Raw genomic sequence first — 20,503 nt, forward strand, 5'->3', positions numbered from 1 at the left:
AATCGTCAATCTCGCTTTCAACTATCTTCACAAAAGGATCTCCATTTTCATGATTTTCTGACAATTCGGTTTTCTTGAGTCCCTAAATTGATTTTTCCATCAGTGCTTTTGGCTGTACATTTGATCACATCTCCAACTTTCAGATAGTCAGGATTATTTTTTTGGCTTTTGATAATCAGCTCCATTTTTTCATCATAGGGAGCAAAAGGATTCCATAGCGTCTCCAGCTCCTCAGATGTAAGTTTCAAGGCTACTCCTCCAGGAGTACCGGTAAGTAACAAATCCCCAGGATACAGATTCATAATTTGTGATAGATGTGTCAAGGTTTCTTCAGGTTTGTATAGCATGAATGCCGTATTAGACGTTTGCCTTACCTGCCCATTTACTGACAGAGTAAGTTCAAGATTGTGAATGTAGTGGGCTTCATCTTGATCAAACAGATACAGAAATGGACCGACTGGACAAAACGTGCGGAAGCTCTTCCCTTTAAACCATTGTCCCTCCGCTAACTGGATGTCACGGGCAGAAATATCATTACCCAATACAACCCCCACCACATACTGGTGCAAATTCTCTATGGTCACTTTAATCGGTTCAGTGATTTCCTTGCCGATAACTAGACCAACCTCAATCTCATAATCTAAAAGCTGAACATGATCCGGGAGGTAGATATCGTGATAAGCACCAACCATGGAGCTAGAAGCTTTGGTAAAAATTAAATTGAAAGGAGGGCGTTGGCCTGTCAAGCCCGCTTCTTCCCTGTGTGCCCCATAATTGGCGCCTTGACAAACTATCTGGGCTGGTTCAGTCACCGGACTGAGGATCTCTACTTCAGCAAAAGATCTCCTCATTGGATCTTTAGTAGATAAAATGTTTTTGGCTTCATCCACTCCCGTTCTCAAAAAAGACGCCAATGTGTCATAAGTACCTGTAATTTCATAAATGATCTCTTCTTTGACAATGCCCCATTTAATTCGGCCTTGGTGCTGATAGCGAACAAGATGATATCCCATACATTTTCCTCCTAATTTATTTATTTTTACAAACTCATGCCACATTAATTCAGATTAATATCAAGATCTGAGGACATAGAACTATGCCTGATTACCATTTATGTTTGACCATTGACAAAATCAATGAAGCGGTTAACGACATCATCAAGAAAGGAAATCGTCTGTTGATGCACGAGTCGTCCATGATCATCGAGCTTCTCATGTACGAAATTGATCAATACTTCATTACCAGGCAACACTTTTGCTGAGAGACCTGGTGAAGCCAAAATTTGTCTCAAATGAATTTGTGCACGCACTGTACCGAGCATCCCTGGTGTAGAACCAATCAGCAAAACCGGTTTTCCCGTTAATACTTTATCAACACGGGACAACCAATCCAGGGCATTTTTCAGTACTCCCGGAACAGAATGGTTATATTCAGGTGTGGCAATCAGTATGGCATCTGCTGCTGCCACACGCTGCTTAAACACTTTGACTTGTTGAGGAGGGTCCTCTTCCACATCTTGATCAAAGTGCGGCAGATCTCGGATATGAAGGATTTCAATTTCCATTTTGCGTTCATAGCGCGACTGCATAAACTCAACAACCTTTTTATTATAGGATTCTTTACGTAAGCTTCCGATAATGGCGGCAACATCCATTGTATTCCCTCCATTTCATTCATTATCTATGTTTAAAAAATTTTTTCAATGATGAGATAGTTGAAATGGGTTATACTAGGTAACATAGTATTGATAAGTTTCCTCACCACATCCCATCATTAAAAATTGTTTATTTTTAAATAATAATATTATATTATTATTTATTCTGTCAAGAAAATTATTTTTTTGATAAATGTAAAAAAAGCCGCCTCTGGTCAAATGAGAACAGAATAAGCGGCTTACAACTGTCTGTTAATATTATCCACTAAAATTAAGAGCCTATTTATATATTCTCTCCATCATTTCTTCTTTCAATTAATTCCACGACCCTCATGAGCAATTCATACATTTTTTGATATGCCAGATTTTCATCACGCGCGCATATCGCATCCATGACAGACTTATGTCGCGCCAACACTTCTTCTGACGGCTCTCCATACGAGGGGCTCGGATCTTCTTTCAAAGCACGTATCGTTTCCTGTCTACTTTGAAATAAACCAATATGTAATGTTTTAACCAAGCTGAACATGATCTCATTGTGTGAAGCCATTAGGATACTATTATGGAACTCGTAGTCTGCTTTAACCCATTCTTCATCATTACCCAGTGTTTCTTCCAATCTTTGATAGCATTTTTGAATGTGACGAATATCTTCGTCCGTTGCGTTTTTTGCTGCAAGCTTTACTGCGGAAGGTTCGATCGCTAACCGGACCTCTGTAATTTGAAGCAAGAACTGACGCTTTTTTTTTGATCTTGAAGCCCATAACAAGACGTCCGGATCCCACCATTGCCAATCAGAACGGTCGCGCACCACAGTACCGACCTTGGTTGAGGACTCCACCAGCCGCCGGGCTATCAGTCCTTTTAATGCCTCGCGAACCACTGTCCGACTTACACCTTTTATTTCGCTTAACACTTCAACTTTTGGCAAAATATCACCGGGCAGTAATTCTTCATTGACAATCTGTTGGCCTATATCATGTAATAATTGTTCACTTAAATTTCGAGGTGCCATTATATCCCTTCTTAAAAATCTGTTTTTAAGAATAGACCAGTTGAATAAATAATATTTTTAGACTTTAACATTATACTCATAACGATACAAAGAGTCAATGTGCGGCACCTAGCAGTAGGCCCGCACTAAACCTTAACCAATCTCAACAGAGGTCTGCGTTAATAAAATTGATAGCCCTTAGGCGTGCCAATAGGGGGCCCAAGGGCTTTGATACGCCATATCCTTTTGCAGGCATTGAAGTCCAGGATTCCTGTCTGATCTCATACATATTAACAATATGCATCATTTAAACCAATGCCTTTTCAAAATCCACTCCCCAAACAGACAAGCATTCATCCGTACTCCACACCTTAGGTCTTTGCGGACAATCGCGGTGCCATGGACGCGGTTCAAAACAATTTAACTCTTTAATGTAGATATCCACATCAGTGAATAATTCAATTAGATTATTTTCTGGATCATAATGATAGGTTGCCACATTATGACCGGCACCATGTCTGGAGGGTCCCCACTCTATTTTGATATTATTATGACGCAAAATGTCTAGAGACTGTACTAAGTGTTGATAATTTCTCGTCTCAAATGCCAAGTGATGCATGCCTTCTTTTTCAGAAGTGAAAAAATTAAGTACGTGATGATCCTGGTTGCAAGTCATAAAACCAAAGTAAGATTCAATCCAATCTGTATTGATAAATCCTAATTGTTCATAAAATTCCACTTGTTTTTTGGCATCCTTTACTCTTAAAGACAAATGCCCAACCTTGTTGGGAACAATGCCAGAATTTTTGAAACCAGGTGTTGCTAAAGTCATCTTAGGATAAAGCTCCACAATATACCCTTCAGGATCAGTAAATTCAAGCAACTCTGGCACTCCTGGACTTGCATCAGTTTTTATTTCAGATTGAATACCGAGTTCTTTTAAATGATCCTGTGCTTCTTTGATAGTAATCGTATCTTCAAACTGGAAGCCAAAACGATTTATTCCTGTCTTATCCGAGGGTGTCAAGACAATATTATGATGGTCAAGCGCAGTACTTAAATAAACCCTTCCTTCTCCGTCTTGCTCCGTAACTGTCAACCCTATTACGTCAGAATAGTACCTTGTCATACTTTCCATATCTCTAACAAAGAAATCAACATAACCTAATTTAAAAATATTTAGCATTGTCTCACTCTCCTTCTTGTTAAAAATATAATATATTAAAAATAATATTTGTACTAATATTATTATATTATTTATTAAATTGTCAACTTGGAATTTTCCGTGCTTTGTCAAGGTCATTGTAGGTTTGTACAGACTATTCCCAATAAACAATTTAAGCTCGAAGAGCTAAAAAGTGAATAACCAACTAAAAGTGGTACTGTCCATTTGGTAAAAATATACATTTAACATTCGTACGACCGTCTCGATGAGACGGAACACATTTTCTGTCCGTTTCTGCGGTGTCCCTAAGAGTACCATGGAGTCGGACAAATCGGACTGTCTTTTGGAACCTCAAAGGTTTCGATGGTAGTGTGTGAATGCTAAATTAGAATTAACAAAAATCGCTGGATAACAGTGAACACATTTACCATAACATTCCTCTCCCAGTATCATATCACTGAAAACATCAAAACGGTTGGGAGAGGAAAATATGAATAAAATGGAAAGGTGGAACATGTACCTAGAGATTCAACAGCTAAAGAAACTGGGACTTAACAAATCGCAATTGCCAGACGATTGGGGATTAGCCGCAATACAGTTTACAAATATATCAATATGACACCTGAAGAATTTGAAGATATGTTGGAGCACATGGAAGTGAGACAAAAGAAATTAGACTGTATCAAAGAGAAGCTCATCACCTGGTTGAAACAGTATCCCGACATTGCAAGTGCACAGATCCATGATTGGATTAAGGAGAGATATCCTGACCTTACGGTCGGTGAAAGTACCGTCAGGTGCTATGTTAGTCAACTGAGAAAGGAATATAGCATTCCAAAAATAAAGACGACTCGGCAATATGAAGCGATTGAAGATCCACCGATGGGACAACAAATGCAAGTTGATTTTGGTCAGGTCACCGTGATGAACCAGTTTCATCAACCTCAGAAACTGTGGTTTATGGCTTGTGTATTATCCCATTCCCGTTACAAATTTGTGTATTGGCTGGACCGTCCCTTTACAACAGCAGATGTCATTCAGGCTCATGAACAAGCTTTCGCCTTTTACGGCGGTCTTCCTCAAGAAATTGTTTATGATCAAGACCATCTCATCTTAGTGAGTGAAAATGGTGGAAATCTTATTTACACAAAAAAATTTGCCAATTATCTGAAGCACAGGGCATTTAAGGTTCACATGTGCCGCAAAGGCGACCCGGAAAGCAAAGGAAAAGTGGAAAACGTTGTTGGCTATGTGAAAAAGAACTTTGCCCGTCACCGGACCTATTACAATCTGGCCCAATGGAGTGAAGACTGTCTGGCCTGGCTTGAGCGAACAGGCAATGGCAAAGTGCATCAGACAACCAAAAAAATACCGGCCGAAGTGTCCAACAGGAACGTTTTTACCTTCGCCCGGTCCAAGAAAAATACCACATCAATCAAGCTAAAGCCAGTATAACAAGAGTTGTCCGAAAAGACAATACCATTCTTTATGCCGGGAACCGCTACTCGGTCCCTCTAGGGACCTATGATGACAAGGGTAAAAGCGTTGGACTAAAGATTCAAAACGATACCCTGACCATCTACGACTGGGAAACAGGCAAGGTACTTGCCCAACATGCCATTTGCCACGAAAAAGGCAAGTTGATTCAAAATACGAATCATAAAAGGGACCGCAGCAAAGGGATTCAAGCGTTGATGCAACAAGTGGCCGGGCGTTTTCCAGAACCGGATCAAGCCACCCTCTTTTTGAAAGAAATCTATCAGCGGAAGCAGCGTTATATGAGAGATCAATTGCAAAAGATACAGGAAGTCATGAACAAAGCCAACCATCATTCTGAAGTGATTGGACAAGCTTTAGCCTACTGTCTGACATACCAACTGTACAGTGCAGCAGCCTTCAGCGATGCAGTGCAACATTTTATGCAACAAGCACAGAGACAACAAGCACACCAGCATGAACATCAACCTGAGATCAAACCCACCATGCTCGGACATCAATCACACTCGGAAGTGAAAGCAGAAATTCGAGATCCTCAAGTTTACATTCGTATCCTGGAGGGAGAGAGCCTATGTCAGAATGCTTAGTGCGACTGAAACACAGCTTGAAAACACTCAAATTGGCCTCCATCGCCGAAGTGATTGAGGAACAACTGATGGAAGCCGAAACAAATGGATTCAGTTATCAACAGTTTCTGACGAAACTGTTGGGATACGAAATACGCAAGCGGGAAGAAAAACAATTGGCTAAACGACTCAAGTGGGCCGGCTTTCCTGTCCACCAATCCCTTGATGAGTTCGACATTAGCGCCCAGCCTGCCCTAAGCCGGCAGCAATTTCAACAGTTGCGTGAACTCTTATGGATTGAACAGGTTTATAACCTCATCTTATTGGGCCCGCCAGGGGTGGGTAAAACTCACCTGGCCATTGGCTTAGGAGTAGAAGCGATTCAGCAAGGATACAAAGTCAGCTTTGTGACCATGGATCATTTAATCGAGTTGCTGCGTACCCAAGAAGTAACAAGAAGCGCCCAAATCAAATTGAAAAGAATTACTCAGTCAGATCTTGTCATCATCGATGATTTGATGTTTATGGCCATCAACCGGCATGAAGCCAATCTTTTCTTTCAACTCATCAACAAACTCTATGGCCAATCATCTGTGATCATCACCTCCAACAAAGGGCCGGAAGATTGGGGAGAGTTATTGGGTGATCCGGCCATCACCACAGCCATTCTGGATCGGCTACTCCATAAAAGCGAGGTGATTCATCTAACCGGTGACAGTTATCGTTTAAAAAACAGGAAAACCATATTATTGGAAATGACTAGGTGCTCAAAATTATTTAGCGAAAATTGTTCAATTGTACTTGACGCTCACAACGTGTCACGCCTTCTCTGGATAAACACTCTCTTTATCCATAAAAACGAGACGCAAATGTAACTTGACACCAGATTTTGTTCTCCGAAAAGTGGCCCATTTGTAGTTTGTCAAAGATAGAGGGATCGTCGTTGAATCAATGATTTTCAGTGGCATTGGCCATCTGCGATTGCCCTTTAAACTTTCTTTCTCATGTAAATGAGCATGCAGAAACACCAGAGGTACGCTTTAGCTGTTAGCTTCTTAGTGCATTTGTCTTGATCAAGCACTTCAACGTGTTCTTCAAACTGTTGAAAATTAATTGTTGAAACCCATTTACCAAATGACGAAAATAGTGTATCCTTGTCCATAACTTGTGTCCTTTACGTTGGATTTGGACAGGAACGACCTGTACCTCCAGTGTTAAGGATTTTTTTGTCCTCCGGACAATATAACTCTGAACATTTTGTGTTTTCCCAATGATGGAATTAGATTAATGCAACGCTAGTGTAGGGATATTTATGCTAAACTGCTTCATATAGGCTCTCTCCTTCCTTATTTGTTTTTTGGCCATTCTATTGTAATCGGAAAGAGAGCCTCGCTTCATGGATTTTTTTGTTTTTCTTCACCGCGCTTCGCTTGGTGTCCTCCCCAGATATTTTACTCATACTGATAGTTTTTTTTTCCGGCCCTCAATCATCACAGGCCCAATGGACTTCCAGTCGACTTGCATTTGTTCACCCGGAGCTGTCTCAAAGCGAACCGTGTATGATTTGTGATGCTGTTGACGGTATGGCTTCATAAAGTCTTTTAAAATCGTACGACCGCTGATGTAGCCACGTCTTTTAATCTCATAGGTCTAATTTACTTTTTCGCTTCGTTCGTTCTTGCTTTTTGGGCGGTTGTTGAGCGTAAATATATTTGCGTACTGTTTTTCTATCCAACCCAAGCTAATTGGCTCATTTTTTGTTTGAGCCCAATTCATTTTTACACAAATATACGAACCTAACCCCGCTCATTGTGGTAGACGAATGAAAAGGGATGGATGAGGCGACACATCATGTGACAGTAGGGAAGCTTCTGAACGTATTACCTTCCAATCCGCACTCTTTACGTGTTATGAATCCCCCGATAAAGATAACGGTTACGACATTTCCGACTACTATTCAATCATGCCCAAAGCAGGCACGATGGACACGTGGCGCACTCTGCTTGAGGAAGTCCATAAGCGGGACATGAAACTCATTATGGACCTGGTGGTCAATCACACCTCTGATCAGCACCCCTGGTTCCTTGAATCCCGTTCCTCCCGCAACAATCCTAAACGGGACTGGTACATCTGGCGGGACCCCAAGCCGGACGGCTCTCCGCCCAATAACTGGCGCTCCTATTTCACGCCGTCTGCCTGGGAATTTGATGAGGCAACCGGCCAGTATTACTTCCATTCTTTTGCAGTGGAGCAGCCTGATTTAAACTGGGCTAATCCTGAAGTAAGGGAAGCCATTTACGATATGATGCGTTTCTGGCTTGATCAGGGGATTGATGGTTTCCGCATGGATGCCATTGCCCTGTTGGCCAAACCTGAAGTATTGCTTGATGCGGACAAACCGGAGGATATCCGTTATCTGGCCAACAACCCCGGTGTGCATGATTATTTGCGGGAGATGCATGACAAAGTCCTTAAGCATTACGATATTATGACCGTGGGAGAAGTGGCCTTTGCTAAACCGGAACAGGGCATTTTATATGTGGCGGAAGACCGCCGCGAACTGCACACCCTGTTCCATTTTGAAGTGGCCGACGAAATGCCGCGCTGGGACATGAAACGTTTTAAAGAGATCCAGCAAGCATGGTACGACGTGTTCCACGGCCGGGGCTGGGTGTCCCAATTTCTCAACAACCACGATCATACCCGCCAAGTGACACGCTATGGCAACGACGGCCCTTACCGGGTGGAGTCAGCCAAACTTTTGGCCACCATGATCCACACCCTGCTTGGCATCCCCTATGTTTATCAAGGGGAAGAGATTGGCATGACCGGCGTCAACTTTGACTCGATTGATGATTACAATGATATCGCCATGAAAAACAAATACAAGGAAGAAGTGGCTAAAGGCCGGGATCCCCAGGAAGTGTTAGAAGAGCTGAAACCGCTCAGCCGGGATAATTCCCGCACGCCCATGCAATGGAATGACCAGCCCCATGCAGGATTTACAACCGGCACCCCGTGGATCAAGGTCAACCCGAACTACAAGATGATTAACGTCGAGCAAGCCCTGGCTGATCCCAACTCCATCTTCTACTATTATCAACAGCTGATTGCTTTGCGCAAAAAGCACCCTGTGATGGTCTACGGGGATTACCACAACCTTTCTGGCGATGATGAACATCTGTATGTTTATACCCGCTCGCTGGATGATGTGTGCTGGCTGATCATCCTCAATCACGCCGATCACCAGACCCCCTTTTCTCTGCCCAAGGGATTTGATGATGAGCACAAGCAATTGATTTTGGCCAACTATCCTGATGTGAAAGAACAGGACTCTATCCGCCATGTCACCTTGCGTCCCCACGAAGCGCGGATCTATCAGTATACTCACACTAACAATGGCTAATCCATCATCACCACAGGCAGGCCGTGGTGTCCAACAACCCCCAGGGCTGCACCCAAGGGAAGAGCTTCCCTTGCGGGGCGGTCCTTTTTTTGTCGCTAAAAAATGACAAAAGTCGACATAAACACCCCCTTGACACCACCTGGCCCATGTTGGATATAATTGGCTTATAATGTTAACTGTTTAATTTATATGGTTAACATTTAGAACACACAGAAACACAGAAAGCAGGATGTCACCATGAAAAAACTCACAGCTTACGATGTAGCCCAAATTGCCCTTCTGGCCAGCATGATTGCTGTCACTGGATCATTTAAACTGCCCACTGGCATCCCCGGAGCAGAATTTCAGCTTTCGGCGCCCTTGGCAGTTGCCATTGCAGCCGTGTTCGGCTTCTGGCGGTACATCACAGCAGGGATCATTGCCAGCTTTATTTTAATGCTGCTCGGTATTCATAACTTCATTAATTTTGAAATTTCAATGGTTTTCCGTCTGGTGGCCGGGGGGTTGGTGGCCATCCTAGGCCCCTCCCTTCCCGTCCTGTTGATGGCCGGCCCCGCCGGAACGGCTGCTGCCCGCTGGGTACTGGCCCTCACCCTGGGCATTGACGCATGGCCCCTCCTTGTGGCTGCCCTGCCCGGTATGGTGTACTCCGTGCTGCTTGTCTGGCCCCTCTATAAAACGTTACAGCGGGTCAAAACCATCGTGGAGGCACAATATGGCAAACACAAACACTCCCACTCTGTATAGCATTCGCATGCGTGCAGCCCAAGGGGGCCCCCATGAACAGGGTGGCAAACACATTTCCGGCGGTGAAAGGCTGGTCCAGAGCCCAGATGTGAACCAGGCCGTGCTAGAGTTAATGGACAAAGCCAGCAATCACAGCAGAGGTCCGTTTGATTTTCTAAACCTGATTGTTGAAGAGATCCCATGGGAAGAGTTAAAGCTGCTTCCCCCGCTCCCCGTTCAAACGGAACAGGTTGCATCCGTTGAGGCGGGAAGAGACTTAGCGCTTACTCTGGTGGGCAAGTGCGGTGTGTCTCCGGCAGCCGGAAAGCTCGGGTTACAACTGATCCAGTCCATGGGCCATGTGCGGGGGGCGGTCGTGCTCGATGCCCATACAGGGGAACGGCTGGATGACCGGGGAGAAAGGGGAGTCCGCGTCTCCCGCCTCGATTGGCGGCCTGGAAGTTATGAACGCTGGCTAGACCAGCATCCTGGCCTGACCAATCCCAGAACAAAAGAAGCTTTGGCCTTAGCCACCAAAGTAAGCGCCGCTCCAGGTGCCGTGGCTGAGCTGTGCTGGTCCGATGACCCCGATTACGTGACCGGCTATGTGGCCGCACCTCACTTAGGCTACTGCCGGATTACCAGGCTTAAATCTCCCGGTGAGGAGCATGGCGGGCGAGTCTTCTTTATTCATCGCTCTGTTGACCTGGATACTTATCTGACTTTCCTGGAACAAACACCCGTTTGGATTGGTTGGGAGGATTGAGAGATGTTTGATCATCAAGCATTGATTGAAAAAAGTAAACAGTATTTGTGGCTGCCTTTTACCCAAATGAAAGATTACGACCAGCATCCGCTGATTATTGCCAGCGGTGAAGGGGTCCGCCTGACTGACACGCAAGGCAAATCCTATTATGACGGCTTTTCATCTGTGTGGCTCAATGTGCACGGACACCGCAGGGCAGAACTGGATGAAGCGATCAGAAAGCAGCTTGAGCTGATTGCCCACTCTACTTTGCTGGGCATGACCAATGTCCCTGCCACCCTGCTGGCCGAAAAACTGGTGGACATCACCCCGCCAGGCCTGACGAGAGTCTTCTATTCGGACAGCGGAGCGGAAGCGGTGGAAATTGCTTTGAAAATGGCTTTCCAATACTGGCAAAACATCGGTCAAAAAGAGAAACAGACATTTATCACGATGAAAAACGGCTACCACGGGGACACCATCGGAGCGGTCAGCGTCGGTGCGATCGATTTGTTCCACCAGATTTATCAGCCTCTGTTGTTTAAGAGCTTTAAAGTCCCTTATCCTTACGTTTACCGTCATCCCAGCCGGGATAGAGAACAGTGCAAGCAGGACTGCTTACAAGCGCTGCATCACGTTTTGACAGAACACCACCAGCAAGTGGCAGCTCTGATTGTGGAGCCCATGATTCAAGGGGCAGGTGGCATGATCACCATGCCTCCTGGATTTTTGAGCGAAGTGGCCCGCTTGTGCCGTGAATTTGATGTCCTGCTCATTTGTGATGAAGTGGCCACCGGCTTTGGCCGCACCGGGCGAATGTTTGCCTGTGAACATGAAGATGTCCGGCCCGACATTATGACCGTAGCCAAAGGGATTACCGGCGGGTATCTGCCTATTGCGGCCACCTTGACCACTGAAACGGTTTATGAAGCCTTTTATGCCGATTACACCGAACTGAAAACATTTTTCCACGGTCATTCCTATACAGGCAACCAGCTGGGCTGTGCCGTTGCTCTGGCTAACTTGGAGCTGTTTGAGCAGGAAAACGTAGTAGAACAGGTGGCCGAAAAAGCTGCCTTTATTGCCCCGTTGCTCCAAGAGCTTGCTTCCCTGGACCATGTGGGGGAGGTACGCCAGATTGGCCTGATGGCCGGAGTGGAACTGGTTCAGGATAAAGAGACCCGCCAGCCCTTTGCCTGGGAAAAACGGATGGGCTACCGCGTCTCCCTCAAAATGCGGGAACTGGGCATGCTGACACGGCCTATGGGCGATGTACTGGTGTTTATGCCTCCACTGTGCAGCACCAGAGAGGAGTTGCAGGAGATGATCTGCATCATGCGCCAGTCCATTGAGCAGGTCACCCAAGGAGAACAGGTTTATGTTTAAGCAGACATTAACCCAAGAAGAGAGCTTAACCAAGGAGCTGGACCTCCTGGAGCAACACGGCTTGCGCCGCACCCTGCGCACGGTGGAAACAGGTGCAGAGCCCGAGATAGTAGTCGAAGGAAAAAAGCTGTTACTTCTCTCCACTAACAATTATTTAGGCCTGGCCACCCATCCCCGGGTAAAAGCCAAAGCCATCGAAGCGGTCCAACAGTTTGGCACGGGCAGCGGTGGTTCCCGTTTGATTACAGGCAATCTCCGCTTGCATGAAGAACTGGAACAAACAATCGCGGCCTGGAAAGGCACTGAGGCGGCCCAGCTGTTCAGCTGCGGTTACTTGGCCAACGTCGGGACCATTTCTGCCCTGGCTGGAAAAGGGGATCTCGTTCTCAGTGACGAGTTGAATCATGCCAGCATGATCGATGGCTGCCGTTTAAGCAAGGCTGCCACCATGGTCTACCGCCATGTGGACATGGACGACCTGCACCAAAAGTTGCGTGACACCCGGGGACAATACCGGCGTACCTTGATTGCAACGGACGGCGTATTCAGCATGGATGGCAACATTGCCCCGCTTCCTGAGCTGGTCTCCCTGGCTGAACAATATGGGGCGTGGCTGATGGTGGATGATGCCCATGGCACCGGCGTGCTGGGAGACACTGGTGCGGGCAGCGTGGAACACTTCGGCTTAAGCGGGCGGGTGCATTTGTCGGTGGGCACCCTGTCCAAAGCCTGTGGAGCAGAGAGCGGTTATGTGGCCGGGTCTCAAACGGTCATCGAATACCTGCTGAACCGGGCTCGCTCTTTCATTTTCCAAACCGCCTTGTCCCCTGGGGTAGTGGCAGCCAGCCTGGAGGCGATCCACATCATTCGTACTGAGCCGGCCCTCCGTCACCAGTTGCTGTCCAATGCCCGCTATCTGCGCGAAGGACTTAAGTCTTATGGCTTCAGGCTGATTGAAGGGGAGACCCCCATTATTGCCGTGTTAATCGGTGAGGCCAAAACCGCTGTCCGGTTCAGCCGAAGACTGGAAGAAGCTGGTGTGTATGCTCCGGCGATCCGGCCACCCACCGTTCCGGAAGGGATGAGCCGTATCCGCTGTACCGTCATGGCCACCCACACCACGGCTCAACTAGACTTTGCTTTGGCTCAGTTTAAACAAGTAGGGCAAGAATTGGGAGTGATCAGCTGATGACAAAAGGGTTTTTTATTACCGGCACAGACACCGGGGTGGGCAAAACCTTCGTGGCTGCAGCACTTGCCGCTTACCTGAAACAACAGGGGCAGGATGTGGGCGTCTTTAAACCCATGATGAGCGGCATCCAGCGGGAAAATCCTCACAGTGACGCTTTTCTGCTTAAAACCATGTCGGGGGATACCAACCCTGTGGAGCAGATTAATCCCTTTCAGTTTGACGAACCCCTCGCACCCTACCTGGCTGCCAAAAGGGCCCAGCGGGAAGTCAGCTTCGTCCAACTGATAGAAGCGTGGCATCAGGTACGTGACAGTCATGCCTTTTTCCTGGTGGAAGGGGCAGGTGGCCTGGCAGTTCCCATGGGTCCCAATTATCTGGTGGCCGATGTGGCCAAACTAATAGATTTGCCCTTGATTGTAGTGGCTCGTCCTAACCTGGGTACCATCAATCACACCCTGTTAACACTTCATTTTGCTCAAAGCAAAGGGCTTGCTGTGGCTGGCGTGATTTTTAACGGTTATGATCCCGAGGCCGGGGACTTAGCCCAAGATACCAACCCATCCCTATTAGAAGAATGGTCAGATGTGCCGGTTTTGGGCATCATTCCCCGTACGGAACACCATTCAGCACAAGCGCTGGCCGCGTTGGTTGCAAAGTGCATTGATGTGGAAGAGCTGTATGCATACTGCTAATACTGTAAAGGAGGCGTGTGGATTGTCAATATTTTCACAAGCACGAGTGAATGTATGGGAAGTATACGCTGATAAAGCTTTGCGGGGTGAAGTTTTAACCAAAGATGAAGCGTTTCATATCCTCGGTGCACCAGATGGGGAACTTCTGCCCCTGTTGCAAGCCGCTTACCGGGTCCGTTATCACTACTATGGCAATAAAGTGAAACTCAATATGATCATTAATGCCAAAAGCGGTTTATGTCCTGAGGACTGCGGCTACTGTTCTCAATCTATTGTGTCCAAAGCGCCCATCGAAAAATATCCCTTATTGGATAAAGAAACCCTGATTGAAGGGGCACGGGAAGCGGTAAGACGCAAAGCGGGAACCTATTGTATTGTGGCCAGCGGCCGCGGTGCAACGGACAAGGAGATTGAGCAAGTGGTCGAAGCTGTGAAAGCCATCAAGCAGGAAATGCCGCTTAAAATCTGCTGTTGTTTGGGTATTATCTCAGAAGAGCAGGCCCAAAAGCTCCGTGAAGCCGGGGTGGAACGCTACAACCACAACTTAAATACCAGTGCCAGCCATTACGGTCACATCACCACCACGCACACCTACGAAGACCGGGTGCGCACGGTACAACATGTGAAGCAGGCAGGCATCTCCCCTTGCTCAGGCTGCATCATTGGGATGGGGGAAACCTGGGATGATGTGTATCATCTGGCCCTCAGCCTGAGGGAATTAGATGCAGATTCCATACCTGTCAACTTTTTGCACGCCATTCCGGGGACGCCGCTGGAGAATATGGATGAGTTAAATCCGCGCTACTGTTTGAAAGTACTCGCCCTGTTCCGTTTTATCAACCCTTCTAAAGAGATTCGTATTTCCGGAGGACGGGAAGTCAACCTGCGCTCCCTGCAAGCGCTCGGTCTCTATCCGGCCAATGCCATCTTTGTGGGTGACTATTTAACCACGGAAGGCCAAACAGCCCGGGCTGACCATCAGATGATCGAGGACCTGGGCTTTGAAATCGAGTTAATGCATTATTCTCTAAATATGTCTTCTAATTCTACTTGAAATCCCTTTAGTATTTCTGACTCAACAGTTCCTATTTCTTTCAATATATCCTTTTGTTGATAATGCCCTTTTTCATCTAGGACGTAAATTTGAACTGCGTTTAACATAGGATTGATAATCCAATATTCCTTTACACCGTATTGCATATACAAATTCATTTTAGTCACTAAATCATTTGATTGATTAGATGGACTTAGAATTTCAATAATTAAATCGGGAACTCCAACAAACTTATTTTCTTGTAAGCCTTGCTTATCACAAATGACGGATAAATCAGGCACTAATATTTTAGTTCCCTCTATGCCATCCTTTTTGAGTTCAATGTCATAAGGAGCACTAAATACTTCACAATTGGTGCCTTCTAAAAAATTAAACAATTTTGCTTGTAATCTTCCCGATACTCTTTGATGTTTCGTGGAAGGTGATGGTGTCATCAAAACAATGCCGTCTACGTATTCCAACAAATCGTTTGTTTCCTCTCTCATTTTATAAAATTCTTCGAGACTTATTTTGCTTTTTTGAGGCAAATTCATAGCAACACCACCTTTGCTTACAAGTTTGTTAAGAACATTATACCACGAAACATCTATATATCATTCTTGCTCGTTAGGCCAGTTGGCCTATCACGGTTAACGGTGCCTTTAATTGCCGCTGGAGACGGCCGATCGCCTCTTCTGCCGCTGAAAAAATGACACAAGTGGACGGACCGGCCGATTTCTCAAGATCAAGGGTGGTCCGCCCCTTTTGAACTTCCAGTTGAGAAGCGAGTCCGGCACTATTGGCCAGTTCCTGCGCTTCATACAAGATTCCTTTGGAACCAACCGGCAGGATATCATGAACGTCGGGTTGCTGACGCAATATATACAGTTCCTCAATGGATAATATCTGAGGATCATCCAGGCGGACGTCATCATCAGGCGCACTTTTGGGCCAGCCGGCACAAGCCACCCAGTCACCCTGACGTGTAGAGCCCGGAAAAAACCGGGCTTTTTCTGCTTTGCCCAGCACGGTAATACCTACACCAGTTTGTACGGTAGGCACATTCTCCTCTGTACTGCCGGTAAACTGCACGTCCACGTCAAGCCCGGCCTGTTTGGCGTACGCTTTCAATCCTTGGACAATCTCCCTTCCTGCCGGATCCCATTCCACACTGAGCGTGTTGACCACGAGTACAGGGGCAGCACCAGCAGAAATAAGCTCGAACAAAGGCACCCGCAGGGCAAACGCACCGACAACAGCACCGTCTGCCTTTACCTTGTCATGCGGTTTACTGCCAATGCCCCCCACCGAATCACAGGCAACCACCATCACCTCCTGCTCGTTCAGCTCCATGACCGTTAAATCTCTCACTTGGAACATTGTCGAATGTTTGCCCATCCCCACCATGGCTATGCATCCCTCCACACCAAGCGCTGCTCAGATTGTGTTTTTATGTTTTTCTGCTTTATTCTGCCTTCTCCGGATAAAACCCTTTGATCAGTATTTCCAATGCTAAAGGAGCCCGGATGCCTTCGGCAGCAGCCGATAAGGGAACGACGACGAACCGTTCATGCTGGATGGCTGGTACATTGTCCAGCGCTGGATGCCGCAGCAGGAAATCTATTTTTTGTTCAGCTGTCATCTCCCCGTAATCAACAACGACGATGACCTCGGGTGATCGTTCGACTACCTCTTCCCAGTTAACGGCCCCCCAATTTTTGTCCAAATCAGCAAAAATGTTTTCTCCCCCAGCTAAGCGAATCAGGGTATTCATATAATTTTGTCCCACGGTAAAAGCCTGATCTTCCCCACTGTCGTAGACAAAGACCCGGATTGGCTCATCCACCTTCCCAATCTGTTCCTGCAAGAGGGCAATATCTGTTTCCATCTGGGCAATCAGCGCCTTAGCCCGCTCTTCCACTCCAAAAATACGGCCGATGTTATGGATATCCTGGTACACATCCTCAATCGTCGGTCCCACGATCGTAGAAGAGTGATGCAAGTAAGCCGTCACACCGAAGGCTTCTAACTCCTCTACGGAACCAACCCCATTTTCACTAAAGGCGCTCTGCCATCCCGCATAAGCAAAATCCGGTTCAACCGAGAGAAACACCTCTTGGGATGGATATCGATCAGCCAGGACAGGGATCTGCTCGTAAGCTTCCTGAAACTGTGGCAAAATCTCATCATCCAAATAGGCGGTCCCCACCATCACCTCTTCCAGTCCCAAAGCCAGCATCACTTCGGTTACATGCTGGTTCAGAGTAACAGCCCTTTGCGGGGGCTTATCAAAGCTGAGTGTGCGTCCGTTATTTTCAATCGTGACCGGCTGGTACCCGCTGGCACCAGCGGGATCAGTCTGAGTCTCCTCACCAGAGGCCTCTCCTTCCGCCACAGTACCGTTCTCTGCCGGTGAGCTGCTGGCCTGTTCAGAGCTGCAGGCAGTCAGCACAAAGACAACTATCATGATAACGATAAGAAGAAGATGGCATTTGGGCAAACGGAACATGTTCTTACCCCTTTCTTCCAGAGCATGTATTTTGGATTGTTCCCTCACTGGCCAAACTGTTCTGGCCTGGCATGTCTTAAAACCAATCACTAATCCAAGCCCCAGCATGGTCCACATGCCAAGTTCCATAATTGTTTTCCTCCTTTCATCAATTACTTATGGTTTCTTCCCCTTGTCTCCGTGGGGAAAAACGTAATCACAGGCTTGTTGAATACAGGATGAGGGCGCACTTCGGCCTGCACCTGAAAGACCTCCGCCAAAAGGGATGGGGTGAGGACCTCTTCCGGCGTCCCGTCAGCTACTAGGTGCCCCTCTTTCATCACCAGCAAACGGTCACAATACATGGCGGCCAGATTGAGATCATGCAAGGCGGCCAATACAGTGACTTCCAAGCTTTTGACCAGCTCCAAAATATGCAACTGATGGTGAATGTCTAGATGGTTCGTCGGCTCATCCAAGATCAGATAGTCGGCACCTTGGGCCAAGACCCGGGCAATCTGCACCCGCTGTTTCTCTCCTCCTGACAAGCCGCTGTAAGGTTCATCCAGCTTATCCTGCAAACCAACCTGTTGTAAGGCCTGTTGCACCATTTCCTCATCAGCGGGAGTATCCGGTTCCAACAAACGCTTATGGGGGAAGCGCCCCATATGGACAATTTCCCGCACTTTGAATTCAAACAGAAGGGGAGCTTCCTGGCTGACAACGGCCATCTTCTTGGCTGTCTCTTTAAGTGGTATACGGCTTAGGGCCTCACCCTCCAATGTGACCAGACCGGCCTGGGGCTTAAGCACACGGTAAATCGTTTTGAGCAGCGTAGATTTGCCGCTTCCGTTTGGTCCTACTAAGCCGACAAACTCTCCTTTGTTGACCGAAGCGGTCACTTGCTGAACAATGGTCTTACCCCCTACCGCTGTCGACAACTCCTCCAGCTTGATCATCCCTGTTCACTTCCCCCAAAGCTATATTGGCGGCTGCGCAAAAGCCAAATGAAAAACGGCCCGCCACACAGTGCAGTGACAATCCCGATCGGCAGCTCTTCTGGAGCCAGGATCATGCGGGCAAACACATCGGCCCAAATCAGAAAGATGGCACCTGCCAAAGCGCTGAAGGGCAACACCAGGCGATGGTCCGCTCCCACCACCAGACGAACCATATGTGGAATCATCAAGCCGACAAAGCCGATTGCTCCGCTGACAGCAACGAGCACTCCAGTGATCAAAGCGGTGACCATAATCAGGATTTTACGAAAACGGTGCACGTCCACTCCCAGTGTGGTGGCTGCTTCATCGCCCATTAATAGCGCATTCAGGGTTCTGAACTGGATCAGCAGGTAGAACAAGCCAGCGGCGATGACCAGAACCGGAATCGTCAAGTACTCCCACCTGGCCCCAGCCAGGCTGCCCATCATCCAGAACAGGGCGGAGCGGATGGCTTCCTCGCGTGGGGCTGTCATGACGATAAAACTGGTCAGGGACGAGAGCACCATGGAAATGGCAATGCCGGCCAGAAGCAAGCGAACAATCGAAATGCGGCCGCCTATCTGGGCGATAACAAATACCAGCATGACCGAAAGCAGAGCCCCGCCAAAGGCAGCCAACGCCAGCGCATATTGGCCCAAGAGACTGAATGCCCCGGCTACAATGACGGCCGTTGCCCCCACTGAAGCACCGGAGGAAACCCCCAAAATATACGGGTCAGCCAGGGAATTGCGCACAAGGGCCTGGATCGCAACGCCCACTGTGGCCAAACCGGCGCCAACCAAACCAGCCAAAAGCACCCTGGGTAAACGGATGTCCCAGACAATATGGCCGTGGGGCGTGCTCCAATCAGCCGTAACCGCTCCCCCAATCCAAGGCAGGTTAGCCAGAATAATCTGCCACACCGTGAGGGGCGGCACAGAGACCGGACCAATCATAACGGCCACTGTCAGGGAGACGACAAAGGTAAGGCCCAACAGAGCCAGTCCTACAACCAGTTTAAACCGCTGTGTTTGATCCCGCTGAAACAAGGGGCGGTTAAAACCTGTTGCCAACGTTATTTTCTTGTTTTGATCTGTGTTTCCCATTGTTTCAGCCATGCTGCCCACCACCGGATAAGGGAGCCAAAGCTGCAGCATGAAACTCCATACTCTTCGCCAGCCTGTCCCTGATGCGAACCACTTCCCCCACCACGATGACGGCCGGAGAACCGATCCTGCTGTCTTGCACCTGCTGTTCAATTGTCTCCAATGTACCGGTGACTAACTTTTGCCTGGGTGTCGTCGCCCACTGGATCACCGCCACCGGAGTGTCTGGCGCCCTTCCATGGTGAAGCAAAGCATGGCAAATCTCCGACAAACGGTTCATACCCATATAAAACACCAGGGTATCGATTCCTCTGGCCAGCGCAGCCCAGGTCCGTTCACACTCTGCACCATGCTGCCTTACTTCTGGTGTGCCCGTTTCTTTCGACTGTGCACAGGAGTCACCTTTTTCCCCGGCATGACCGGTCACCACAGCAAACGAAGAGGCATAGGCCCGGTGCGTGAGGGGGATGCCCGCCGCTGCTGCGGCCCCCGCAGCTGCTGTCACCCCTGGTACAATTTCAAAGGGAACAGCGTGGGCAGCAAGCCATTCAGCCTCTTCCCCCACCCGTCCAAAGACCGAGGGATCGCCTCCCTTTAAGCGGGTGACCACTTTTCCTTCCCGTGCTTTCTCCACCAGCAATTGATTGATCCGTTCCTGGCGCAACGTGTGCTGCCGGGGAGACTTGCCGCAAAAAATCAGCTCTGCTTGGGGAGAGGCATAAGCTAAGAGCTCAGGGCCGGCCAAGCGGTCGTAGATGATCACATCGGCCTCTTGAATGCATTCCAACCCCCGCACGGTAATGAGCTTGGGGTGGCCAGGTCCTGCTCCGACAAGATATACTTTGCCCGTTCCCATCTGCTCACTCCTTCCTG

At 47.7% G+C, this 20,503-nt stretch carries 19 protein-coding genes and 3 pseudogenes; 11 read left to right on the forward strand and 11 right to left on the reverse strand.

Annotation, left to right across the window (positions count from 1 at the left end; translation table 11 throughout):
- Window positions 1–47: 47 nt before the first annotated feature.
- From J2S00_RS05610 to J2S00_RS05625, 4 genes are all read right to left on the reverse strand, one after another.
- Window positions 48–1,013, reverse strand: a complete 966-nt coding sequence (locus J2S00_RS05610; RefSeq protein WP_307336576.1) for a fumarylacetoacetate hydrolase family protein — start codon at window positions 1,011–1,013, stop codon at window positions 48–50.
- A gap of 98 nt (window positions 1,014–1,111) precedes the next feature.
- Window positions 1,112–1,654: an NADPH-dependent FMN reductase gene (locus tag J2S00_RS05615; protein ID WP_307336579.1), complete on the reverse strand. Its 543-nt coding sequence runs from the start codon at window positions 1,652–1,654 to the stop codon at window positions 1,112–1,114.
- A 283-nt stretch (window positions 1,655–1,937) separates the two neighbouring features.
- Complete coding sequence (locus J2S00_RS05620; protein ID WP_307336582.1) at window positions 1,938–2,669, reverse strand: FadR/GntR family transcriptional regulator; 732 nt, start codon at window positions 2,667–2,669, stop codon at window positions 1,938–1,940.
- 286 nt (window positions 2,670–2,955) lie between these two features.
- Window positions 2,956–3,951, reverse strand: a complete 996-nt coding sequence (locus J2S00_RS05625; RefSeq protein ID WP_307336585.1) for a VOC family protein — start codon at window positions 3,949–3,951, stop codon at window positions 2,956–2,958.
- Window positions 3,952–4,428: 477 nt separating this feature from the next.
- Here J2S00_RS05625 and istA point away from each other — a divergent pair, with 477 nt between their 5' ends.
- The 4 genes and pseudogenes from istA to istB all read left to right on the forward strand — a co-directional run bounded on the left by istA (window position 4,429) and on the right by istB (window position 6,751).
- Complete coding sequence (gene istA / locus J2S00_RS05630; protein WP_307336588.1) at window positions 4,429–5,268, forward strand: IS21 family transposase; 840 nt, start codon at window positions 4,429–4,431, stop codon at window positions 5,266–5,268.
- Window positions 5,269–5,294: 26 nt separating this feature from the next.
- Window positions 5,295–5,399, forward strand: a pseudogene (locus tag J2S00_RS19880) (hypothetical protein); the annotation flags it as partial.
- Window positions 5,400–5,453: 54 nt separating this feature from the next.
- Window positions 5,454–5,897, forward strand: a complete 444-nt coding sequence (locus J2S00_RS05635; RefSeq protein ID WP_307336591.1) for a hypothetical protein — start codon at window positions 5,454–5,456, stop codon at window positions 5,895–5,897.
- Window positions 5,882–6,751 (forward strand): IS21-like element helper ATPase IstB, encoded by an 870-nt coding sequence (istB, locus tag J2S00_RS05640; RefSeq protein WP_307336594.1) that lies wholly within the window; start codon window positions 5,882–5,884, stop codon window positions 6,749–6,751. The genes J2S00_RS05635 and istB overlap by 16 nt, the downstream gene beginning before the upstream one ends.
- 583 nt (window positions 6,752–7,334) lie before the next feature.
- Here istB and J2S00_RS05650 read toward each other — a convergent pair.
- Window positions 7,335–7,617, reverse strand: a pseudogene (locus J2S00_RS05650) (IS21-like element IS5376 family transposase); the annotation flags it as partial.
- Between the two features lie 165 nt (window positions 7,618–7,782).
- Here J2S00_RS05650 and J2S00_RS05655 point away from each other — a divergent pair.
- The 7 genes and pseudogenes from J2S00_RS05655 to bioB form a co-directional block, all read left to right on the forward strand.
- A pseudogene (locus J2S00_RS05655) lies at window positions 7,783–9,282 on the forward strand (glycoside hydrolase family 13 protein); the annotation flags it as partial.
- A gap of 237 nt (window positions 9,283–9,519) precedes the next feature.
- Window positions 9,520–10,029 (forward strand): hypothetical protein, encoded by a 510-nt coding sequence (locus J2S00_RS05660; RefSeq protein ID WP_307336597.1) that lies wholly within the window; start codon window positions 9,520–9,522, stop codon window positions 10,027–10,029.
- Window positions 9,998–10,774 (forward strand): 6-carboxyhexanoate--CoA ligase, encoded by a 777-nt coding sequence (locus J2S00_RS05665; RefSeq protein ID WP_307336599.1) that lies wholly within the window; start codon window positions 9,998–10,000, stop codon window positions 10,772–10,774. The genes J2S00_RS05660 and J2S00_RS05665 overlap by 32 nt, the downstream gene beginning before the upstream one ends.
- 3 nt (window positions 10,775–10,777) lie before the next feature.
- Window positions 10,778–12,139, forward strand: coding sequence for an adenosylmethionine--8-amino-7-oxononanoate transaminase (gene bioA, locus J2S00_RS05670; RefSeq protein ID WP_307336601.1), 1,362 nt, complete (start codon window positions 10,778–10,780; stop codon window positions 12,137–12,139).
- Entirely contained in the window at window positions 12,132–13,328 is a 1,197-nt protein-coding gene (gene bioF, locus J2S00_RS05675) for an 8-amino-7-oxononanoate synthase (protein ID WP_307336603.1), read from the forward strand. The genes bioA and bioF overlap by 8 nt, the downstream gene beginning before the upstream one ends.
- Window positions 13,328–14,023: a dethiobiotin synthase gene (bioD, locus tag J2S00_RS05680; protein ID WP_307336605.1), complete on the forward strand. Its 696-nt coding sequence runs from the start codon at window positions 13,328–13,330 to the stop codon at window positions 14,021–14,023. The genes bioF and bioD overlap by 1 nt, the downstream gene beginning before the upstream one ends.
- A 22-nt stretch (window positions 14,024–14,045) precedes the next feature.
- Complete coding sequence (gene bioB / locus J2S00_RS05685; RefSeq protein WP_307336607.1) at window positions 14,046–15,077, forward strand: biotin synthase BioB; 1,032 nt, start codon at window positions 14,046–14,048, stop codon at window positions 15,075–15,077.
- Here the strand turns inward: bioB and J2S00_RS05690 are convergent.
- From J2S00_RS05690 to cobA, 6 genes are all read right to left on the reverse strand, one after another.
- The gene (locus J2S00_RS05690; RefSeq protein WP_188623284.1) at window positions 15,044–15,610 is read right to left on the reverse strand and encodes a Uma2 family endonuclease; all 567 of its coding nucleotides are present in this window, start codon (window positions 15,608–15,610) and stop codon (window positions 15,044–15,046) included. The genes bioB and J2S00_RS05690 overlap by 34 nt on opposite strands.
- A 73-nt stretch (window positions 15,611–15,683) precedes the next feature.
- A complete protein-coding gene (locus J2S00_RS05695; RefSeq protein WP_307336609.1) occupies window positions 15,684–16,481 on the reverse strand; it encodes an AIR synthase related protein in 798 nt (265 codons plus the stop codon).
- A 40-nt stretch (window positions 16,482–16,521) separates the two neighbouring features.
- Entirely contained in the window at window positions 16,522–17,565 is a 1,044-nt protein-coding gene (locus tag J2S00_RS05700) for an ABC transporter substrate-binding protein (RefSeq protein WP_370875839.1), read from the reverse strand.
- Window positions 17,566–17,717: 152 nt separating this feature from the next.
- A complete protein-coding gene (locus J2S00_RS05705; protein ID WP_307336611.1) occupies window positions 17,718–18,503 on the reverse strand; it encodes a heme ABC transporter ATP-binding protein in 786 nt (261 codons plus the stop codon).
- Complete coding sequence (locus J2S00_RS05710) at window positions 18,500–19,681, reverse strand: FecCD family ABC transporter permease (RefSeq protein ID WP_307336614.1); 1,182 nt, start codon at window positions 19,679–19,681, stop codon at window positions 18,500–18,502. The genes J2S00_RS05705 and J2S00_RS05710 overlap by 4 nt, the downstream gene beginning before the upstream one ends.
- Window positions 19,635–20,486, reverse strand: a complete 852-nt coding sequence (cobA, locus tag J2S00_RS05715) for a uroporphyrinogen-III C-methyltransferase (protein ID WP_307336617.1) — start codon at window positions 20,484–20,486, stop codon at window positions 19,635–19,637. The genes J2S00_RS05710 and cobA overlap by 47 nt, the downstream gene beginning before the upstream one ends.
- Window positions 20,487–20,503: the final 17 nt, after the last annotated feature.

This window comes from Caldalkalibacillus uzonensis, from assembly GCF_030814135.1.
GTDB lineage: Bacteria > Bacillota > Bacilli > Caldalkalibacillales > Caldalkalibacillaceae > Caldalkalibacillus > Caldalkalibacillus uzonensis.